This is a genomic window from Parasphingorhabdus cellanae, from assembly GCF_017498565.1.
Lineage (GTDB): Bacteria > Pseudomonadota > Alphaproteobacteria > Sphingomonadales > Sphingomonadaceae > Parasphingorhabdus > Parasphingorhabdus cellanae.
The window spans coordinates 2,651,622-2,671,502 of record NZ_CP071794.1 but is presented as its reverse complement, the minus strand read 5'-3'; the positions used below and the strand labels follow the sequence as shown (position 1 = coordinate 2,671,502).

The 19,881-nt window shown below is 55.0% G+C and carries 19 protein-coding genes; 9 read left to right on the top strand and 10 right to left on the bottom strand.

Translation table 11 applies throughout. From position 1 onward, the window contains the following. The first annotated feature begins 1 nt into the window (after position 1). The 4 genes from J4G78_RS12870 (at position 2) to J4G78_RS12855 (ending at position 3,753) form a co-directional block, all read left to right on the top strand. Positions 2-1,867, top strand: a complete 1,866-nt coding sequence (locus J4G78_RS12870; RefSeq protein ID WP_207986936.1) for a hydantoinase B/oxoprolinase family protein — start codon at positions 2-4, stop codon at positions 1,865-1,867. 86 nt (positions 1,868-1,953) lie between these two features. Further along, positions 1,954-2,727: an SDR family NAD(P)-dependent oxidoreductase gene (locus J4G78_RS12865; protein ID WP_207986935.1), complete on the top strand. Its 774-nt coding sequence runs from the start codon at positions 1,954-1,956 to the stop codon at positions 2,725-2,727. Between the two features lie 64 nt (positions 2,728-2,791). Then, complete coding sequence (locus tag J4G78_RS12860; RefSeq protein WP_207986934.1) at positions 2,792-3,082, top strand: XdhC family protein; 291 nt, start codon at positions 2,792-2,794, stop codon at positions 3,080-3,082. 2 nt (positions 3,083-3,084) lie between these two features. Further along, positions 3,085-3,753 carry an XdhC family protein gene (locus J4G78_RS12855; protein ID WP_207986933.1) on the top strand — a complete coding sequence of 223 codons (669 nt, stop codon included), beginning with the start codon at positions 3,085-3,087 and terminating at the stop codon, positions 3,751-3,753. 8 nt (positions 3,754-3,761) lie between these two features. Here J4G78_RS12855 and J4G78_RS12850 read toward each other — a convergent pair whose 3' ends face one another. Next, positions 3,762-4,532 (bottom strand): SDR family NAD(P)-dependent oxidoreductase, encoded by a 771-nt coding sequence (locus J4G78_RS12850; RefSeq protein WP_207986932.1) that lies wholly within the window; start codon positions 4,530-4,532, stop codon positions 3,762-3,764. 99 nt (positions 4,533-4,631) lie between these two features. Between J4G78_RS12850 and J4G78_RS12845 the strand changes: the two genes are divergently transcribed. Beyond that, positions 4,632-5,387, top strand: a complete 756-nt coding sequence (locus tag J4G78_RS12845; RefSeq protein ID WP_207986931.1) for an SDR family NAD(P)-dependent oxidoreductase — start codon at positions 4,632-4,634, stop codon at positions 5,385-5,387. Further along, complete coding sequence (locus J4G78_RS12840) at positions 5,387-5,935, top strand: hypothetical protein (protein ID WP_207986930.1); 549 nt, start codon at positions 5,387-5,389, stop codon at positions 5,933-5,935. The genes J4G78_RS12845 and J4G78_RS12840 overlap by 1 nt, the downstream gene beginning before the upstream one ends. On the opposite strand, the gene J4G78_RS12835 is transcribed toward J4G78_RS12840, so the two are convergent. The 9 genes from J4G78_RS12835 to J4G78_RS12795 form a co-directional block, all read right to left on the bottom strand. Then, on the bottom strand, positions 5,936-7,228 hold the full coding sequence (locus J4G78_RS12835; protein ID WP_207986929.1) for a spinster family MFS transporter: 1,293 nt from the start codon (positions 7,226-7,228) through the stop codon (positions 5,936-5,938). 97 nt (positions 7,229-7,325) lie between these two features. Next, positions 7,326-8,465 carry an acyl-CoA dehydrogenase family protein gene (locus tag J4G78_RS12830; RefSeq protein ID WP_207986928.1) on the bottom strand — a complete coding sequence of 380 codons (1,140 nt, stop codon included), beginning with the start codon at positions 8,463-8,465 and terminating at the stop codon, positions 7,326-7,328. Positions 8,466-8,499: 34 nt separating this feature from the next. Continuing rightward, positions 8,500-9,696 (bottom strand): acyl-CoA dehydrogenase family protein, encoded by a 1,197-nt coding sequence (locus tag J4G78_RS12825; RefSeq protein WP_207986927.1) that lies wholly within the window; start codon positions 9,694-9,696, stop codon positions 8,500-8,502. Positions 9,697-9,848: 152 nt separating this feature from the next. Then, positions 9,849-10,799: an RDD family protein gene (locus J4G78_RS12820; protein WP_207986926.1), complete on the bottom strand. Its 951-nt coding sequence runs from the start codon at positions 10,797-10,799 to the stop codon at positions 9,849-9,851. Next, positions 10,796-11,839, bottom strand: coding sequence for a stage II sporulation protein M (locus tag J4G78_RS12815; RefSeq protein WP_207986925.1), 1,044 nt, complete (start codon positions 11,837-11,839; stop codon positions 10,796-10,798). Before J4G78_RS12815 ends, J4G78_RS12820 begins: the two co-directional genes overlap by 4 nt. Further along, complete coding sequence (locus J4G78_RS12810) at positions 11,839-13,158, bottom strand: DUF58 domain-containing protein (protein ID WP_243457087.1); 1,320 nt, start codon at positions 13,156-13,158, stop codon at positions 11,839-11,841. Before J4G78_RS12810 ends, J4G78_RS12815 begins: the two co-directional genes overlap by 1 nt. Continuing rightward, on the bottom strand, positions 13,155-14,111 hold the full coding sequence (locus tag J4G78_RS12805) for an AAA family ATPase (protein ID WP_207986924.1): 957 nt from the start codon (positions 14,109-14,111) through the stop codon (positions 13,155-13,157). Before J4G78_RS12805 ends, J4G78_RS12810 begins: the two co-directional genes overlap by 4 nt. Beyond that, on the bottom strand, positions 14,108-15,475 hold the full coding sequence (locus J4G78_RS12800) for a hypothetical protein (RefSeq protein WP_207986923.1): 1,368 nt from the start codon (positions 15,473-15,475) through the stop codon (positions 14,108-14,110). Before J4G78_RS12800 ends, J4G78_RS12805 begins: the two co-directional genes overlap by 4 nt. A gap of 10 nt (positions 15,476-15,485) precedes the next feature. Then, complete coding sequence (locus J4G78_RS12795; protein WP_207986922.1) at positions 15,486-16,160, bottom strand: hypothetical protein; 675 nt, start codon at positions 16,158-16,160, stop codon at positions 15,486-15,488. Between the two features lie 141 nt (positions 16,161-16,301). Between J4G78_RS12795 and J4G78_RS12790 the strand changes: the two genes are divergently transcribed. The 3 genes from J4G78_RS12790 to J4G78_RS12780 all read left to right on the top strand — a co-directional run bounded on the left by J4G78_RS12790 (position 16,302) and on the right by J4G78_RS12780 (position 19,871). Then, positions 16,302-17,057, top strand: a complete 756-nt coding sequence (locus tag J4G78_RS12790) for a hypothetical protein (RefSeq protein ID WP_207986921.1) — start codon at positions 16,302-16,304, stop codon at positions 17,055-17,057. Positions 17,058-17,148: 91 nt separating this feature from the next. Further along, the gene (locus J4G78_RS12785) at positions 17,149-17,625 is read left to right on the top strand and encodes a (2Fe-2S)-binding protein (RefSeq protein WP_207986920.1); all 477 of its coding nucleotides are present in this window, start codon (positions 17,149-17,151) and stop codon (positions 17,623-17,625) included. 2 nt (positions 17,626-17,627) lie between these two features. Next, entirely contained in the window at positions 17,628-19,871 is a 2,244-nt protein-coding gene (locus J4G78_RS12780; protein WP_207986919.1) for a xanthine dehydrogenase family protein molybdopterin-binding subunit, read from the top strand. Positions 19,872-19,881 lie beyond the last annotated feature (10 nt).

Here is a 19,881-nt window from a genome sequence, read left to right as displayed (position 1 = left end):
AATGCCCGCAACAATCATCGAAACCAGTGACACGCCGTTCGAGAAGATCGATATTGATCCGGTTACGCTGGACATTATTGAAAACGCGCTACGCAACGCCCGGATCGAAATGGATGCCACGCTCGTGCGGACGGCCATGTCTCCCGGCATCCGGGAACAAGGCGACGCCTTTCCCTTAATCGCAGATCATACCGGCAAGATGATTGTCGGCCAGTTTGGTAGCTTTATCGACGGCTTCCTTCGCCAATATGATGGGACCTTGGAAGACGGCGACATGATCTTCCTTTCCGATCCCTATAGTTGCGAGGGGGCTGTCAGCCACAATAATGACTGGCTAATCCTGTTGCCGATATTCAAGGATGGTCGTTTGATCGCCTATACTGCCATGTTCGGGCATCAGTCTGACATTGGCGGTAAAGTTGTCGGCTCCATGCCCATTGATGCCAAATCTATCTTTGAGGAGGGCGTGCGTATTCCGCCTGTAAAAATCTGGAAAAAGGGCGAATATAATGCAGACTTGATGAAGCTAGTCATGCACCAGACCCGCAAACCGGATTGGTGTCAGGCGGATCTCAACGCGATTATTGCGTCCTGCCGCGTGGCGGCGCGGCGGGTCATCGAAATGGCGGAACGGTTTGGTGACGATGTCTATGTTTCCGCAACACAAGAATTGCTGGCGCGCAATCATCGGGCAATGAAAACGCTCATCGGTCAGGCTATCGGCGAAGAACCGGTCAGCTTTGAAGATTATATTTGCGACGATGGTATCGGTGCTGGTCCCTATAAGATCAAATGCACCATGCGGCGCGTGGGCGATAAGGTCATTCTCGATTTTGAAGGGACTGATCCGCAAAGCGGTGCCTCTATCAACTTCTTTCTCAATGAAAATATGTTCAAGATGTTCTTTGGAATATACATGATCATGGTTTTCGACCCGCAAATCCTGTTCAACGACGGCTTCTATGACCTGATTGAGGTGAAGATTCCGGAAGGGTCGCTGCTCAAGCCGAAATTCCCGGCTGCGCTTTCTGGCCGCACCCACGCGCTGGGGCGTATTTTTGACATATTGGGCGGTCTGCTGGGTCAGAAGACGCCGGAGTTTCTTAATGCTGCAGGTTTCTCGTCCTCGCCGCATCTATTCTATTCCGGCAACGACAAGAAAGGCGACTGGTTTCAACTGTTCCAAATCGGCTTTGGCGGCATACCGGGACGGCCGCTGGGTGATGGGCCGGATGGTCACTCGCTTTGGCCAGGCTTTACCAATGTGCCAAATGAGTTTCTGGAGCGCTATTTCCCGCTGCGGATCGAGCGATATGAGACAGCGCCAGATAGCGGCGGTGCGGGACTGCACCGCGGCGGCAATGGCATCTATCTGAGCTATCGTTTTCTCGCTGCTGGCACGATTTCCATCCATGATGATCGATGGTTTGTACCGCCATGGGGCGTGAATGGCGGCGAGCCTGGCAAACGGGCACGCAAAATTCTGCAGAAAGCGGATGGCACCAGCACCATTGTCGGGAACAAAGTTGAGGAAGTCACCGTGGAAGAGGGTGATCAGCTGCACTTCATCACCTGGGGCGGCGGCGGATGGGGGAGCCCGCTGGAACGCGATCCCGAGCTGGTAGCCTTGGAAATCCGCCAGGGACTGGTCACGGTCGATGGCGCGCGCGAATATGGCGTGGTTATCACGGATGACGGGAAAGTTGACGCTGCTGCCACGGAAAGGTTACGCGCGGATATGGCAAGCCGGATCACTGAAACCGACAGTCCGTTTAACTTCGGACCGGATATCGAAACGCTGCGCGCCAATTGTGAGGAAGAAACCGGACTGCCAGCACCGGTACAACCGGGACATGCCGCCGCCTAGCCAACCGCTGCCTGGCCACCAATGCTTCTGTTAGTGGACTTCCCCCTTGCCGCCGATCATCACGGCGGCAAAGGAGAGGTTCACCCATGAGTATTTTGGACAATTTCAAACTCGAAGGCGACGTTGCGGTCGTGACCGGCGCCGGCAAAGGGATTGGCCGTGCTATCGCGCTGGGTCTGGCTGAAGCCGGCGCGGACGTGGCGCTCGCCGCCCGCACGGCGGGTGATCTCGAAGCCGTTGCGGAAGAGATCCGCGCGCGCGGCCGCCGGGCGATAACCGTTGCTACCGATGTCACAAATATGGCAGCGCTCGAACATCTGGCGGAACGCACCGTTACAGAACTGGGCAAGCTCAGCATTTGGGTCAGCAATGCCGGCGGATTGCCGGATGGCACGCCGCGCTATCTGACCAAAACACCGGAAGCCAATTGGGACGCGCAAATTGATCTCAATCTCAAAAGCGTCTGGATGGGTGCCGTTGTCGCGGCCAAGCATATGAAGGAGGATGGCGGCGTGATTATCAACACCTCATCCCGCGCCTCCTTTGGCGGGCAGATTAAAAACGGCCCCTATGGCGCCTCGAAAGCGGCGGTGAATAGCCTAACCAGCACCTTGTCGCTGGAACTCGCGCCGAAAATCCGCGTCAATGCGGTGGCGCCCGGCCCGATCCCGACGGAGAATTTCGATGAATCCATGGGCATAGAAACCGAAGAGGACCGCGAGAAACTGCTCAAGCATATTGGCATCCCGCTGCAACGCTACGGCACCGAAGAGGATATCGCCGCAGCCGTCATCTATATGGCCTCGCCTGCCGCCAGCTGGGTGACCGGCCAGTGCCTGTTCGTAACCGGGGGACGCTAAACGAAAGATTGCAGGCATCTGCCAAACTGCGCTAGCATATTGGAAACAATAGATTGCGGCGCGCTTGAACAATATATTTCCGATATTCCAGTTTCTGAAAGACAAGACTGAGGCCGGTCTGGACTGCGCCCTTGTGACATTGACGGCGGTCACAGGGGCCTCTACCCGCAATCCCGGCGCGCATATGGCGGTCGCAGCGGATGGCAGCGCGGCAGGTTCCTTTTCGGGTGGTTGTATTGAAACTGCGGTCATCGCGGAGGCGGTGGATTGCATCAGCGCAGGTGCCCCCGCGAAGTCCGCTTTGGCGCGGGATCGCCTTATCTCGACATTCGCCTGCCCTGCGGAGGCGGCATAGATTTGCTTTTTACGCCCTTACCCGATGCGCGCGTTGCAGCAGAACTGTTCCAAGCGGTTACCGAAAGACAGCCCTTCACCATCAGCATGGATCGCGAGACGGGCGCACTAACCAGCGCACCAGCCGAACAGGGTCAAGCCGTTATCCGTGCAGGATCATGGGTTCATGTCAATCATGTCCCTCCCGCAAAAATCGTGATCCTCGGCCATGGCGCGGTGGTGGAGAATCTTGCCAATCTCACGGCATCCTATGGCCTCGACTGCGAAATATTGACGCCTGATGTCGACATCGTGGCGCGTGTCACCGGACAAGGCGGAACCGCTAGCCTGCTCAAGACACCGGCGGCGACCGATCTTTATCAGGCTGATCCATGGACCGCCTGCATCTTCTATTTCCACGATCATGATTGGGAAGCGGAGCTTATGAAACAAGCGCTGGCATCCCCGGCCTTTTACATCGGTGCTATGGGCAGTTTCAAAACCCATGACACGCGCAAGACTTTGCTCAGCGACATTGGCGTCAGCGATAAAGATATAAAACGCATGAAAGCACCAATAGGCATCATCCCATCTACGCGTGATCCGGCGACGCTGGCCCTTTCCACGCTAACAGAGATTATCGAAACCTATCATAGCCGGTTCAGCCGCACCCATGGTACTATCGCGCTATAAAGACTGCCTCAAAGAGATTGGCCGTCATCCACAACCATATCTGAACCCGTCACCGACTGTGATGCATCGGATGAGAAGTATAACATCATCGCATCGAGCGACGCCATGTCCTGCAACCGCCGCCGATGGAAACCCGCGATTTGTTTCTGACCACCTTCGGTCTGATACCAGTCGCCTTGAATCTCCGTCGCGATATAACCGGGATGGATGGTGTTCACATTCACCCCCTGCCGCACCCATTCCCGCGCCAGATTGCGACCGAGATGCGTGACACCCGCCTTGCTGGCGGCATAGGCGCTATCGCCCTCTCCTGTCAGGCGTGATGTGATCGATCCAATGATCGTGATCCGGCCATTTTCCTTGGCGCGGCTATCATTGGCAATAAGCCGTTTGGCTCCTTCTCTGGCAACCACATAGACGCCAGTAAAATTTGTTCCGATAAGAGTCTGCAAACGGTCCAACGGCACATCGGTGGAGCGTCCAGCGGCGCTGACGCCAGCATTGGCAATGATCGAATCCACCACACCAAATTCGGCTTCGGCTGCATCATAGGCCGCGACAACCGATGCCTCATCGGTGACATCCAGGGGCACGGCCAAGGCATTACCTCCTGCTGCGACTATTTTCTCCACCACTTCCGCCGTGCGATCCATACGCCGCGCACCCAGCACAACATTGGCTCCTGCCGCTGCAAACAGTTCGGCGAAATGCGCGCCCAAGCCCGATGATGCCCCGGCGATCAATGCGGTCCGGCCCGCCAGTGAAAATGGAATGTCCATGATTTCTCCTCTGGAACATGCTTATCACAATAGGCTCTAGACCATCGCCATCGGCTCGGCCAATATCGCTTTGCATAGGGGCAAAAGAAGAGGATAGATATGGTCGACGCATCCCAAAATCATCAGGCACTGGATTATGAAGGCAAGATAGTTTCCGTCATTGGCGGCTCCAGCGGGATAGGCAATGCCACCGCGCAGGCCTTTCGCGCATGCGGGGCGCAGGTTCATGTTACGGGCACGCGCGCGGGGCCAGATGATTATTCCAAGGACGAGGGCTCTGATCTGGAAGGCCTGCATTATGCCCAAGTCGATGCCGCCGATGATGGAGCCATTGCGGCCTATCGCCAGACGTTCGACACGCTGGATGTACTGATCTGTTCGCAAGGCATGGTGCTCTACAAGCGGCAGGAATTTGAACCGGACAATTTTGCCAAGGTGATACAGGTCAATCTCAACAGCCTGATGACTTTTGCCGGACAATTTCATGATCTGCTCAAAGAGGCCAAAGGTTCGCTAATCATCATCAGCTCGACCGCCGCCTTTCACGCGACCGTTGGTAACCCCGCCTATAATGCATCAAAAACCGGAGCGATGGGATTGACCCGAACACTTGGCAAAGCGTGGGCTCCAGATGGCATCCGTGTGAACGGCATCGCGCCTGGCCTGATCGCCACCAAGATGACGGCGGTGACAACGGAAAATCCGAAACGCCGGGAAGCAACAATCCGGAATATCCCGGTTGGCCGGATTGGCGATCCCGAAGATATGGCAGGGCTATCACTGTTTCTGGCATCACCGCTGGCCAGCTATGTTGTGGGGCAGACGCTGATCGCAGACGGCGGATTGTTGTTATAATGGTTCGCGGCAAGACCATGATTGCCGGGTCGATTTTATTGGGGCTCGCGATGGCCGGACCGGGACAAGCGGCGGGTAGTGAAGGCTATCGCTATGATCAATATAGCGCCTCAACCGATTGCGGGGATCGCAAACCGCTTACCGAAAAAGAGCAAATTGGCTTGTCGCGGTCTGGCGATATATTTCGCATCCTGACGATGACCGGCACCCAGGCGGAGAAGAACGAAACAGCCCATTGGATGATACTGGCCGTCGATGACACACCGCTAAACAAGGCGATGGAGTTCCCGCCGGAGCGTTGCGCCAGTGCAGCGGTATTGCAAATGTCTGATGGCACGGAATATCGCGGTCTGTTGGAATATAAGGACGCGTCGGGTGACCGCGAACATCCTGATCGCGCCTACCGCGTTCTATTTGAGCCAGCCAGTCCCATTCCCGAATTGCGCTATGATTATGGCGGTTATCGCATTGATGGACATCTCAGCTATCCGAAACATGGCGACAAGCCCCGCCCCTTTAGTGGGTGGTGGATCATGGTTGAAGGCTGATCAAGCGGACTTAGGCGGTGCTCCTGTAACTGCTCTGGCAGCATAGATATAAGCCAATATCGCCAAGGTGAGGCTCAATATCGTAATACCAATAACCGCATAGTTGAGCGATAAGGTGCCATAGTCCGGTGCCAATCGATCACTGATAGCCCCTGCTACCGCAGGACCGATGAAATAGCCCAGAAAAGTTGCGGACAGGCTGGCGATGGAAGAGGCAGTGCCGCGTTCGGTCGGAGATACGGACGATTGCATCATCGCAATGGCCGGTCCCTGTGTGGATGAATGCACACCATAGCCTATCGCATAAAGGACCAGCGCCAGCAAAAGATTATCGGTCAGCAAGCACAGACAGAGAAGCGGCAGCGAAAGTAACACCGCAATGGCGCTATACCATGCCCGCCATTTCGGATTTTTGAGGGCCAGCTTGTCCGTCACATAACCGCCAATGATCATGCCGGGCACACCGCCCGCGATCCAGACGATCCCAAGATAGATCCCAACCTGCGACACTGGAATTTCAAAATTACGGATCAGGATGGGCGCCAGCCAGATGGCAAAAGCGTAAGAAGCGGTGACCGCCAGGGCGTTGGCCAAGGCCACACGAATGAATATCCGATTTTTCCAAAGCGAAGCCATGGTCGTGGCAAAAGGTTCCTGGGTTTCCGCCTTGGCTTTATCCTCAACAGCTTTTGAAAATTGGCTGCGGTCGGGCTCGCGGACCGTCAGATAGATAAGCACACCGAGCAGCACACCCGGCAGTCCGAGAATGATGAATGTCCAGCGCCAGCCATAGGCTTCGGCAAGCAGGCCGCCTGCGACAAATCCGACTACAGGTCCAAGCACCGCACCGATGGAGAATATGCCCATCGCTCTGGACAGTTCATGGGACTGAAAATAGTTGGTGAGAATAGAGATGGCTGGCGGGTTACCGCCTGCTTCCCCGACACCGACACCCAGTCGGGCGAGAAACAGCGTCCAGAAGCCCGTCGCGACGCCGCAAAGCGCTGTCATCAGGCTCCACAAGCTGACCGCAATGGCGACCATTTTCTTACGGTTGGTGCGGTCCGCCAAACGGCCCGCCGGTATGCCCAGCACAACGTAGAAAACCGTAAAAGCCGTTCCTGCCAACAGGCCGATTTGCGTGTCGGTCAATACAAAATCGGCTTTGATGTCCTCGATCAGGATCGACATCACCATACGATCCGTGATGTTGAACATATAGGTCAGCATCATCACGAACAGGATGTAGTAACGATACATAGTGCCCGGCGCCGCGGCAGACTGCTGAACCATCGCCATCCCCTCTAAAAGAAAGGAAGAGATAACGTGAAAAAGGGGACACAGCCAGAGTGACCGCACCCCCTTTTATGATAGGGCTTTGATATTTGTTTTAGGCGGCTGCGGTTAGCTTGATATGCCGCCGCATATGATGGTCGACGCTGCCAAATTCGCTTTCAATGATGGAAAGCCGTTTGAAATAGCTGCCGACCGCCGTTTCATCGGTTACGCCCATGCCGCCATGGGTCTGAACCGCGGACTGGCCGACAAAGCGCGCCGACTGGCCAATGCGAACCTTGGCGGACGAGACCGCATGCTTGCGCTCCGCTTCGTCTTCGTCGAGTTTGATTGTCGCGAGATAGGACATCGAAATTGACTGCTCATATTCCATGAACATATCGACCATCCGGTGCTGGAGCACTTGGAAGCTGCTGATCGGCACGCCAAATTGCTTGCGCTGCTTGGCATATTCCAAGGTCATGGCGTGGGTCACTTGCATAGCGCCGGTGGCTTCTGCGCAGACCGCTGCGGTGGCTTCGTCGACAACCGTCTCGATCAGCGGCAGACCGTTATCCAGTTCCCCGATCAGGGCATCTGCCGACACCGCAACATTCTCAAAATAAACCTCCGAAGCGCGGCGACCATCGACAGTCGCATAATCGCGCAGACTGACGCCTTCGGCATCCTTTGCAACGATGAACACTGATACGCCGCCTACATCCGACTGTCCGCCGGAGGTGCGGGCCGTGACAACAAAATGACTTGCCCAGGGTGCGCCGATCACCACTGCCTTTTGGCCATTGAGCGAGAAACCGTCGCCGTCTTTCTTCGCCGTAGTTGTCAGATTGGCCAGATCATAGCGGCCCTGCGGCTCAGCATAGGCGAAGGCAAAGACCTTCTCGCCCGCAATGATCGCGCTGAGATATTCTTCTTTCTGCGCAGCCGTTCCGGCATGTTTCAGGAAACCGCCGGCACAGACAACACTGGGAATAAATGGCTCGACCACCAGGCCTTTGCCAAATTCTTCCATGATCAGCATGGTTTCGACCGCACCGCCGCCAAAGCCGCCATCTTCTTCGGAAAAAGGCGCGGCCAGCATGCCCAGTTCCGCCAACTGTGCCCAGAATTCCGGGCGCCAGCCGGACTCGCTGGATATTACGGCGCGCCGCGTATCCCAGTCATATTGTTCCCGAACAAGCCGTGAAATACCGTCACGAACCATATTTTGTTCGTCAGAAAAGTTGAAATCCATAGTTTCGCTTTCTTATTATATTTGCGGGTTGGATCTAAAGTCCGAGGACCATTTTGGTGATGATGTTGCGCTGAATCTCGTTCGATCCCCCATAGATCGATGTCTTGCGCATGTTGAAATAGGTCGGAGCGGCGCTGTGCGCATAGTCCGGACCAATCGGGAAATCGTTCGAGCCATCGGCGGGGAAGCTGCGGAAATCGGGCGTGCCGTAATAGCCGACCGCCTCTAGCGTCAATTCCGTCAGACGCTGCTGAATTTCCGTGCCCTTCACTTTCAAGAGCGAACTTTCGGGGCCCGGGCCTTTACCTGCCTGTTCGCCGGCCAAGGTCCTGAGCTCGGTAATTTCCAGAGCCGCGAGATCAATTTCCAGCTGGCTGACCTTGGTTGCAAAACCCATGTCCTGCAGCAGCGGCTCGCCGTCGAGCATCTCATGTTGAGCGATCTCTTTCAGCTGCTCGACACCGCGCTTGGAGCGCGCCACGCCAGCAATGCCGGAACGTTCATGCGCCAACAGGAATTTCGCGTAGGTCCAGCCCTTATTCTCTTCGCCGATCAGGTTTTCTGCTGGCACGCGTACATCGGTGAGCCACACTTCATTGACCTCATAGCCCCCATCGATGAGCTTGATCGGACGCACTTCGATGCCCGGTGTGTTCATGTCCACCAGAATGAAGCTGATGCCTTGTTGCGGCTTGGGCGCATCGGGATCGGTGCGGCACAGGAAGAAACCCCAGTCGGCATGCTGCGCCAAGGTCGTCCAAGTCTTCTGGCCATTGAGGATATAGTCGTCGCCATCGCGCACAGCAGTTGTTTTCAGCGATGCGAGATCAGATCCGGCACCGGGCTCGGAATAACCCTGACACCACCACACATCGCCGCTGCGGATACCGGGCAGATGCTTGGCTTTCTGTTCTTCATTGCCGAATGTGTAGATAACCGGGCCGACCATCGCGACGCCGAATGGCAATGGCATCACGGCATTCACCCGCGCATTTTCCTCAGACCAGATATAGCGCTGCGTCGGCGTCCAGCCGGTGCCGCCATATTGCTCCGGCCATGCTGGAACCGACCATCCTTTTTCGCCGAGAATTTTGTGCCAAGCGGTCATGTCTTCAGGGCTCATGTCGTCCTGAACCGCTGCACGTTCGATATTCTGCGGGTAGTTATTCTCGATAAAACTGCGCACTTCGTCGCGAAACGCATTTTCCTCTGCAGTGAATTCCAAGTTCATGACCGACTCTCCAATGATGAATTTGGCGCCAACATACGCCAAAAACGGCAGAAAACAAGCTGATCTAAAGGCCGTAGCAGGTGACGCTACGGCAAGCAGGAGTCACGCCTGTGGTTCACAGCGCAGAATGGATGGCGCGTTTAATCGACTCCTTAAATATCGGCTGAATATTTATCCTTGCGCCGTTTTCCGAAACGCATCCCGCCCTCCAGTTTGGCGCGCAAAGCAGTATAATAGGATTCCAGAAATATCCGCTTATCACCGCTGCCCGGTTCCCATCCAATTTTATTGCAGATCGAGCTCGTCACTGTCTCGAGGGCTTCGTCGGTCCCGGTTCTGAGCACGCTTTCCAACGTCTGCAATTCATATTCGCCATAGACGGACAGATCCTCATCCGAGAATTCGTAACGGGTTGTCGTCGTGCCGGTGGCCGGATCAGCAATGGCTTCCGCGGAAGGTGCGACAACCCCGCCCAGATTGCGTTTCACATTCTGGATCACCCAGGTCCCTGCGATCAAATCACCGCAGCGTAACCGATCTTTGTTAAACACAGGGAAAAGGAGAAACATCAGCACCCATAGAAAACCCGCCCAAGCGGTGAAGTCCGTCATCGTTCCTTCGGCTTCTCCAGACGTGATAAACATTAAGGGCAGGAATAGTTCGATGTCGCGGATGATATTGCGCGCAATGACCGCTTCGGCTGTCAGGCGTCCGCCATCGCGGGCCGCAACCCTGATACCAACGGCGCGCTTTCCCCATGTGGCGGCACGGTCACCGAGTTCAAAATAAAGGAAATAGGCGTTGCGGAACAAAAACACCGCGATGATCCAGAGGACCGCAACAACGCTGAGCGGGCCGCTTTCCTCCAGTATGAGACCCTCGCCAAAGGCGGATTCAAAGCCCCATAAAATCAGTAACCCCAGCAAGGTCACACCGAGGATTAAACCCAATATAATAATAATATCCAGCGTCAGAGCGCCTGCACGCGCGCCTGCTGTAGCAACGGTCACGTTCAGCGGAACGCCTTCTGGTGACACCATAACCCGGTCCAGCTTGGGATTGGCGGATCGTCTTGTCCACGGATCGGTCGTTGTCGCACTCATGTCCCGGTTTCCACGCGGCTGCGGCCAAAGACAAAGAAATAGACCAGCCAGAATGTCAGCATCGTACCGCCAACCAGATAGCGCAGACCAGTATCATTGATGAGTTGGCGCGCAAATCCTTCCAGCAATCCAGCACAGATCAACATTATCACTACACCTGCCATGACCAGAGCCGCGCGTTTGCCGGCATCACTGGCCGCCTTCAAATGTGATTTAGCGCCGGGAAAGGCAATCGAGCGCCCGACATGTATGCCGGCAGCTCCGGCCAATAATATGGCGAATAATTCCGTCGTCCCGTGGATCGAGAGCCAACCGATAAATTCAACCGTCAAATCACGTTGCGCAAATACCCAGACCATGGCACCGAGCAGCGCCATATTATGGATGAGCAACAATATGCTCGGCACCGCAAAAGCAAAACCGAGCGCAAAGGCAAGGATCGCAACTTGCGCGTTGTTGCTGAACAAATAAGCGGCAAATACGCCAAGCCCATCATGTTCTTTGGTGCTGAATAATGTCTCGCGCAGCGCCGCTTCGCTGGCACCAGGCACGCGCGTATCGGCAAAGTTTCCGGGAACCAGCGCATAATACCAATCGCTGTCACCGGCGACCAGGACATAGCCGATCAAGGTTCCGGCAATCATCACAAATAATGCAATCCAGATATCGACCTTGATTTCACGGATTGATTGACTCCACCCGCCGCCGAAAAAGCCCTTAAGCCACTGTCCGAAGCTGGTCTGTGTCCCGTAAACCATGAAATAGGACCGCAGCGCCAAGCCTTCGAGATAATCGATTAATCCAGCATCCAGTGAACTTTCGCGCGCAATTGAAAGGCTCGACAATAAGGTGCGATAAAGCGTGGGAAGCGCCAGCACATCGTCGTCACTTAATCGCCGGGCTTTGCCCTTCTCCATCTTCGTGACTATGTCTTCAAGCCGCACCCAATCCGCTTCCCGTTCTAACCGGAAGCGATCGCTTTTAAGGGCAGCGTTCTCGATAGCCTGCTCGGCGGTCGGATCTGTTACCATATTGGCCATCAGATTGCCCCTCGCCGTTTGATCTTGAGATAGCTGTTTATCAGCCGCGTACCGATATGTTTGTGAGGCCCTTCAATCACATCAATGCCCATATGCTGCAGCCGTGTGACGACCAGTTTCTTCTGCTCCAGCAAGCTTTGTGCGGTAACGCTGCGTGCCACATCTTCGGCATTTTCAGGTTGCTTTTTAATAAATTCAGAAAGCTCTTCATCTTCCAGCACCACAAACAAAACCAGATGCTTGTCGATCAGCCGGCCGGCCGCTTCCAGCATCAAATCAGCGCTCGTCGGATCGGTGAAATCGGTAAAAATGATGATCAATGAGCGCCGCTGTAAACGATTGGAAAGCGCCGACAAAGCCAAGGTATAATTGCTTTCCTGATGCCGATAATCAATGGTCGCCGCATCCTGCTGCATGCGATAGAAATTCCGGCTACCCGACAGGAAGGGCGTGGACAGTTCCGGCTTGGCAGCGAAACTGAACAAGCTGGTTTGGTCACCGGATTTCAAAGTGATATAGGCGGTTAGCAAAGCAGCGGAAACAGCGCGATCTATGCGCGGCAAGCCATCAATCGGTTCACACATCGCCGATCCGCAATCCAGCGCGAATACAATCTGGTTGTTGCGTTCAGTATCATATTCCTTGGCCAGCAATTTGCTGTGCCGGGCAGAACCTTTCCAGTCGATGCTGCGCCGATCCATGCCCGGTTGATATTCGGCCAGCGCTTCAAACTCGCTTCCCTCGCCGCGAAATTTGCGGGCCAAAAGACCGAAGATGGAATCGCGCAGGAACATCTGGACCGTTGGGCTGCGCACCGCCGAGATGTTCGGCATGACGGCGACAGATTGATCGCTTTGCTTGGAAGTTTGACGCCACGCGAGACCCAGCGGTCCTTTCCAGCGTAGCCAGAGTTTCCCGATATCCCCTGTGCCGCGGCGGCTCGGTGTTGTTGTTGAAGCACCGCTATAAATACGTTCTTTTGGTTGAGATCTGTCGAGCGTAAACGCGATCCGGCCATTGTCTGACAAACGGTCATCAACGCCCAGATTTCCGCTGATCGTGCGCGGTGCCATCAACCCCGCAAATTCCGCTTGCACGCCGAGTTCCAACGGCGCGCCAATTTCGGTTGTCTTGGGAACGGCCAATTGCACATTCCCTGCCTTTGCGGCGATCAATCCGTCTATCACCAGAAGCACGACTAGCATAGCTGCCCAGGCGATACCGATGGCCCACAGGTTCGGCATGATGGCCGCGAGCACCGCAGCAACAGGCGCCCCGATTGCGATCAGGAAAACAGCACGGGCGGTCGGGTAGATCAACGCGGTGCTTCCGTTCGTTCCACTAACGCTTCGATAATCGTATCGACCTGACGGCCTTCAATCTCTGCCGCAGGTGACAACAGGGTGCGGTGACGCAAGACAGAGGGCGCCAGCGCCTTTACGTCGTCAGGTACCACATAATCCCGACCGGATATCGCCGCCCTTGCGCGCGCGGCCGTGGCCAACATTATCGCGGCCCTTGGGCTTGCGCCATTTTCCAAATCGGCCGTTTCGCGGGTCGCGCGCACCAACCGGACAATATAATCGGTCACATCTTCCACCAGCTTGACCGACTTCACCACTTCCGCCGCTGCCATCAACGTCTGTTCATCCACCTGTGCGCTGATCCCGAAATCCGCAGGCCCTGGTGCGCCAATACGTTCACCATATTGTGTGACGATTTTCTTCTCTTCCTCTGCATCAGGATATTCGATCAGCAACTTGAACAGAAACCGGTCGAGCTGCGCCTCGGGGAGCGGATAAACGCCTTGTTGTTCAATTGGATTTTGGGTTGCAACCACCATGAACTGCGAAGACAGATCATGGGTCTCACCGTCAATCGTTACCGCACGTTCCTGCATCGCCTCCAGCATCGCGGCTTGGGTTTTCGGCGGTGTACGGTTGATTTCATCGGCAAGCAAAAGATCACAGAAAATCGGGCCGCGCGTCAGGGTGAAGGTACTGGTCTGGAAATTGAACAGGTTAGAGCCGACGATATCGCCGGGCATCAGATCGGGGGTGAACTGGATCCGACCGAAATCCAGGCTGAGCGTCGCGGAGAAACATTGCGCAAGAAACGTCTTCGCGGTTCCCGGAGGCCCTTCAAGCAAAACATGGCCAGAGGAAAATAGCGCGATCAAAAGATGATCGACAATTTCTTCCTGCCCGATAATCGCCTTGGCAACCTCGGTTCGGATATTATCCGCCAGTGTTTTCAATTCGCCAATGTTCATCCGATGAGTTCCTTTTTCCAATTATAAAGCGCGGCTGCATGTTCCGCAGTTTCGCGAGAATTTTGCGCCTGGTTGAGATTATTGAGCAAAGCGGTGAAACGGTTGCCGCGCACCTCTCCCAGCATATCAAGTTTGCGATTCAAGTCTTCACGGCTAGCACTTGGCGACAAGCCAATGGCATCGATAGCTTCGCTACGGATCATCTCTCCATAAGGGTCCGCAACCAGATGCTCGCGTTGCATTCTGTGGATAAAGCCGGCGCTGTTGTTGACCAAAGCAGCCTTGCCAAAATCGATGCTCCGTCGTTCCCGTACCGGCGGACCGAAGCGGTTAAACGCTATCCAGGCCGCAGCCAAGGCAGCAATGATCAAACAGATGGTCGCCGACAAAAAGGGCGGCTTGAATGCCAGCGACAACAGATTGTCTGAAGAACCAAGGCCGTTGAAAGTCAGATCGAACATAATCGGACCATCCGTCTGCGCCTCAAGCGCTGTGATGAGGTCGTAAGCGTGGCGCGCAATACGCTCATTGCCCATGCCGGTATTATTCATCAAATCCGCATCAGCTACGATCACAACGGGATAATAAGCCGCGTCTATTTCATCGTCGGCGGTTATCTGTGACGGATCAAGACTTTCCAGGCTGTCATAAACACCCCCGTCATCGACATAGCCAATCAGCGATTCTCCATTTTCCGGATCTTCTACAATGCTGCGCATATAGTCACCGGTCATGGTGATGTGGATGTCAGGCACCGGAATCGGATCACCCACGGCGGAACTGGCAATTTCAGACATATTGAATTTCGACTCTGTGGATTGCCTCTCGCTAGCAATCACTGCTTCACTTTTTCCTTCATTCGCTTGGTTGTCTTGTTCCGGAGTGATGGTTTGCAATTTTATGTCGACAATATCGCTCAGCATTTTCACACCGGAATCGCTCGCAACGATACCCAGGCGCTGCGCCCAACCCTTTTTCGATTCCATTCCCACCAGATTTGTCGTGGCAACATTCCATTTGGGCAGGATAATCATGGTCGGCCCGACATAGGCGCGCTCTTGTATGACGTCGGCGAGTTTATCCGCTTCGGCATAAACATTGGGCGTCACTATCAACAGTCCGGGCTTATCGATGTCTGCCGCACTGCGAGAAAATTGCACTTCACGGCCGGTTTTTTCCAATAGATTGGCCAGAGCTTTATAGCCAACCAGGCTGTTTGATGCTCCGTGCGCCCGGCCATTATTACCCGAACTCAATTGATCGCCAGCACCCAAGCCATAGAGCAGCGCGATAAAGGCCGCGAAGCCAATGGCAAACATGATGATGATCGTCGTCCGTTTAAACGGATTGGCCTGAACACTCATGGGAACACACTCATCTCGCGTCAGCCTTTGGCTTGCGCCAACTGTCGGCCAGGGCAAATTCGCCATAGGCGTTACGCGAAGCTGTCCAGCCTTCTTCGCCAATAGGAGTGGCGGCAAAAATACCGCGCTCGACATGATCTGCAATGACGGCAAACATCGCCCGCGCGGTTTCGGGCAAGCTGTCAAACCGTTCAATTTCGCGAGACGTGTTAGACGGGCGCAACAGATCGGGACGGCGCTTCTCTATATCCTCGATACTACGAAACAATAACAGATGCGCAGCTTCATCAAACTGCCCTTTGCTAGCGAGAGCATCCGCTTCTTCCAGTAATCGGCGGGCAGCGACATGATCCGGTCGCCATTCTTCTTCCTGCTTGGGTTTGCGGCCGCGCCATTCCTCCCAATAAGGGGATAATATCACCCATAGCAGCGTCAAAACACCCGCAGCCAGCAGCACTATTAATATGATCCGTAGAACCGGCCATGCTGCGGCCATCGCTTCAGCAGCAGGGGCAAGTACTTCGCCCAACCATTCCAGAAAATCCTTCCACCATTGGGGCGGTTCTTCCGGTGGTTTGGGCGTAATATTAGTGAATTGAATTTCTTCATCAGCGCGCACGTCTTTCCATGCGGCGTCAAAAGAAGCGTTCTCTTCATTACCCTGTACTACTGCGTTTTTTGCCACGTCTCCGATGTTGCAGAAACGGGGAGCAGGAGCAAGGGCCAAGATTGCCCTGTGTCAGCCTGTTCACAAAACATGGATCGATTGACAGAAAAGGACAGAGCAGGAATAAACCAGCAATTATCGAAAAGGGGTTCGGGCATAATGACATTTGATATCGGCCGCGTAATGAGCGCGGCTTTTACTGTTATCGCGCGCCATCCGGTTGTCTTTTTGGGGCTATCTTTGATCGTCGCGGGACTGCCTTATGGGTTGATGCAATTTTTTGCGTTAAATCCCGATGGTCTTGCGGCCCCTTTTTTAGAAGGAATGTTTACCGATTTCGATGATTACTGGCTGACATTTATCTTTGCTGGGACCGGCATGTTCTTCGTTTATTTCACCCTGACGATCTTGCTCCAAGCCATGTTGATCGTGGCAACTGTCCGCGACATGCGCAGTCAGGATGTTGATATCGGCCTGTGCTTTGCAGAAGCAATGAAGCGCTTTCTACCGCTCATCGGATTGGCGATTTTATCGTTGTTGGGCATCATGCTGGGGCTTGTCCTGTTCATTGTTCCCGGCGTCATTTTATTCCTGATGTGGATGGTCGCGGCACCCGTGATGGTGATCGAAAATCTCGGGATCACAGATTCACTCAAGCGCAGCGCCGAACTGGCCTCCGGATCCAAGGGTATGATGTTTCTGTTGATGATCATCTTTATGATTGCTTCGGGGATATTGTCCGGCATGGCCGAAGGGCTTGGCTTTTTTAACAGCACCGCATCGGTTTTCCTGACCATCATCGCCGAGACCGCCATTGCAGCCGTTCAGGCCGCGGGCGTGGCCGCTCTATATGTTGAACTGCGCACCGTGAAAGAAGGCCCCTTTACCGACACGCTTTCCGATATTTTTGCCTGAACAAACCCTGTCCTATAGTGCCACTTGGCGAACCCCATACCATCAGGTATAGGTTGCAGAATGATATCGAATTCCAACGGGTGAGGCTTCCATGATTACACTGAACGTTAACGGTCAGGCGAAAGAGGTCGATGTCGATCCCGCAACGCCGATATTGTGGGTAGTCCGCGAAAACTTGAAAATGACCGGCACCAAATTTGGTTGCGGTGTTGCGCTTTGCGGGGCGTGCACCGTGCATCTGGATGGCAAGCCGATCCGGTCCTGCTCCACTCCGGTTTCCGAAGCTGATGGCAAAGCGATCACCACGATCGAAGGTCTGGCCGACGAAGACGGCACGTTTAGCAAGGTTCAGCAAGCCTGGGTTGACCAGCAAGTGGCCCAATGCGGCTATTGCCAGTCGGGTCAGATCATGTCGGCCACTGCTTTGCTGAAAAAAACCCCCAATCCCACGGACGAACAGATTGATGCCGCCATGGCGGGCAATATCTGTCGCTGCGGTACCTATGTGCGGATACGCAAGGCGATCAAAACCGCCGCGGGTGCATCCTCTGAAACGCAGGAGGCCTGATCATGGCGGATACCAAGTCTTCTAAAACAGCACCCAAAAAAGGCAAATGGACTCGCCGCGCCTTCATCGGTGCCGGTGTGGTTGCTGGCGGCGCATTGGTTGTCGGTGTCGCGGTACGCCCCGACAACCCGGTGGAGCGGCTCAGCCCGATGCTCGCCAAAAGAGACGGCGAACAACTCATCAACGCCTGGGTTAAGATTGATAAAGACAATATTGTCACGGCCATCATTCCCCATGTCGAAATGGGTCAGGGCGTTTTCACATCACTGGCGCAAATGCTGGCCGACGAGCTGGATGCGGACTGGAGCAAGGTCAAAATCCTCGAAGCTCCGGCCGACAAGAAATATGTTTCCCATGATATTGGCCGCGAATTCCTCGCTCCCAATTTGGAAGTCCCAGCCATATTGGAGCCAACCGTTGGCGGTACCTTCTTGCAACTGGCAACCGCCATGAATCTGCAAATTACCGGCGGCAGCTTCTCGGTTCGCGGAACCGGTCAGCGCGCGATGCGGGTGGCGGGCGCAGCTGCCAAGGAAATGCTGATCGCGGCAGCGGCAGAGGAATGGAATGTTCCCGCCGGTGAATTGCGCGCCGAAAACAGCATGATCCTGCACGACAAGAGCAGTAAATCAGCGCCATTTGCAGATTTTGCCGCCGCTGCAGCCGAACAGGGCCTTCCGAACAAGCCCAAGCTGAAATCGCCCAAAGACTATAAGCTGATGGGCAAGGCCATGGCCCGCCATGATATTCCAGACAAGTCCGATGGCACAGCACTATTTGGCATTGATGCGGACCTGCCCGGCATGAAATATGCTGCGGTAAAGGCAGCACCGGTCGTCGGCGCAACGGTTGAATCGATGAACGTCGAGACCGCCAAAACCATGCCCGGCGTTTTGCAAATCCTGAACATGGGTGATTTTATCGCTGTGGTTGCCGATGGGTATTGGCAAGCGCAGCAGGCGCTTGGCACGATCGACGCAAAATATTCCAAGACCGAGGGTGACGCGCTCAATCAGGATGCCCTGTTTGCGCGCTACGCAACGGTGCTGGATGAGGCCGGCGATGATGGCGGCGATGTCGAGACCGAGCAAGGCGACGTCACGGAGGCTTTTGCGGGTGCGGCGACGAAAGTCGAAGCGGAATATAAAGTACCCTTCCTCGCCCATGCCGCAATGGAACCAATGAACTGTACCGCCTGGGTGCGGGACGGGAAATGCGACGTCTGGTCTGGTCACCAAGCACCGCTGATGGCCCGCAAAGCGGCGGCGGACACGCTGGGCATTGATATGGATGCTGTAACCTATCACAACGCTTATCTTGGCGGCGGGTTCGGTCGGCGGTCGGAAAATGACGCGATTATCATGGCCACACGCATTGCCAAGGCAACGCAATATCCGGTGAAGATGATCTGGTCGCGCGAAGAAGATACGATGCAGGATCATTATCGCCCGTCGGCCACGAGCCGGTTCCAGGCCGGTCTGGACGAAAATGGCAAGGCAGTGAGCTGGAGCAATATCCATACCCACCTGTTCGATCCGCAAGAAGCGCCGACTGTGCCTTACTATAATATCGCCAATCACAAGATCCGTAAAATTGATGTGCCAACCCATTTGCGCTTCGGTCCATGGCGGTCGGTGGATCATAGCCAACATGGTTATTTCATCGAGAGCTTTGTCGACGAACTAGCCCATGCAGCAGGCAAGGATGGCTATGCCTATCGCCGCGAATTGCTCGCGGGGTCAGCGCGCCATCTGGCGGTTCTGGACAAGGCCGCGGAAATGGCCGGTTGGGACACACCACTACCCGAAGGCCACGGACGCGGCATTGCCTTTGTCCCGTCTTTTGGCACCATTGTGGCGGAAGTGGCCGAAGTCGATATGACCGGCAAGAAACCCAAGGTGACAAAAATCTACGTCGCGGCTGACCCTGGTTTTGCTGTTAATCCCGACGGTTTTGCCGCCCAGATGGAAAGCAGTGTAGCCTATGGCCTGACCGCCACGCTTTACGGCGAAATCTCGGTCAAGGATGGCGCTGTTCAACAGAGCAATTTCCATGATTATCCGATCTTGCGCATCAACGAGATGCCGGAAGTGGATGTGGAAATTATCAACGGCGACCACAAGCGTTTGGGCGGAGCCGGAGAACCCGGACTGCCGCCGCTCGCCCCGGCCGTAACCAACGCCATTTTTGCCGCCACCGGCAACCGCGTTCGAGAGCTGCCGTTGAGCAAAGTGGATTTCGCTTAAGGCCGTTCGT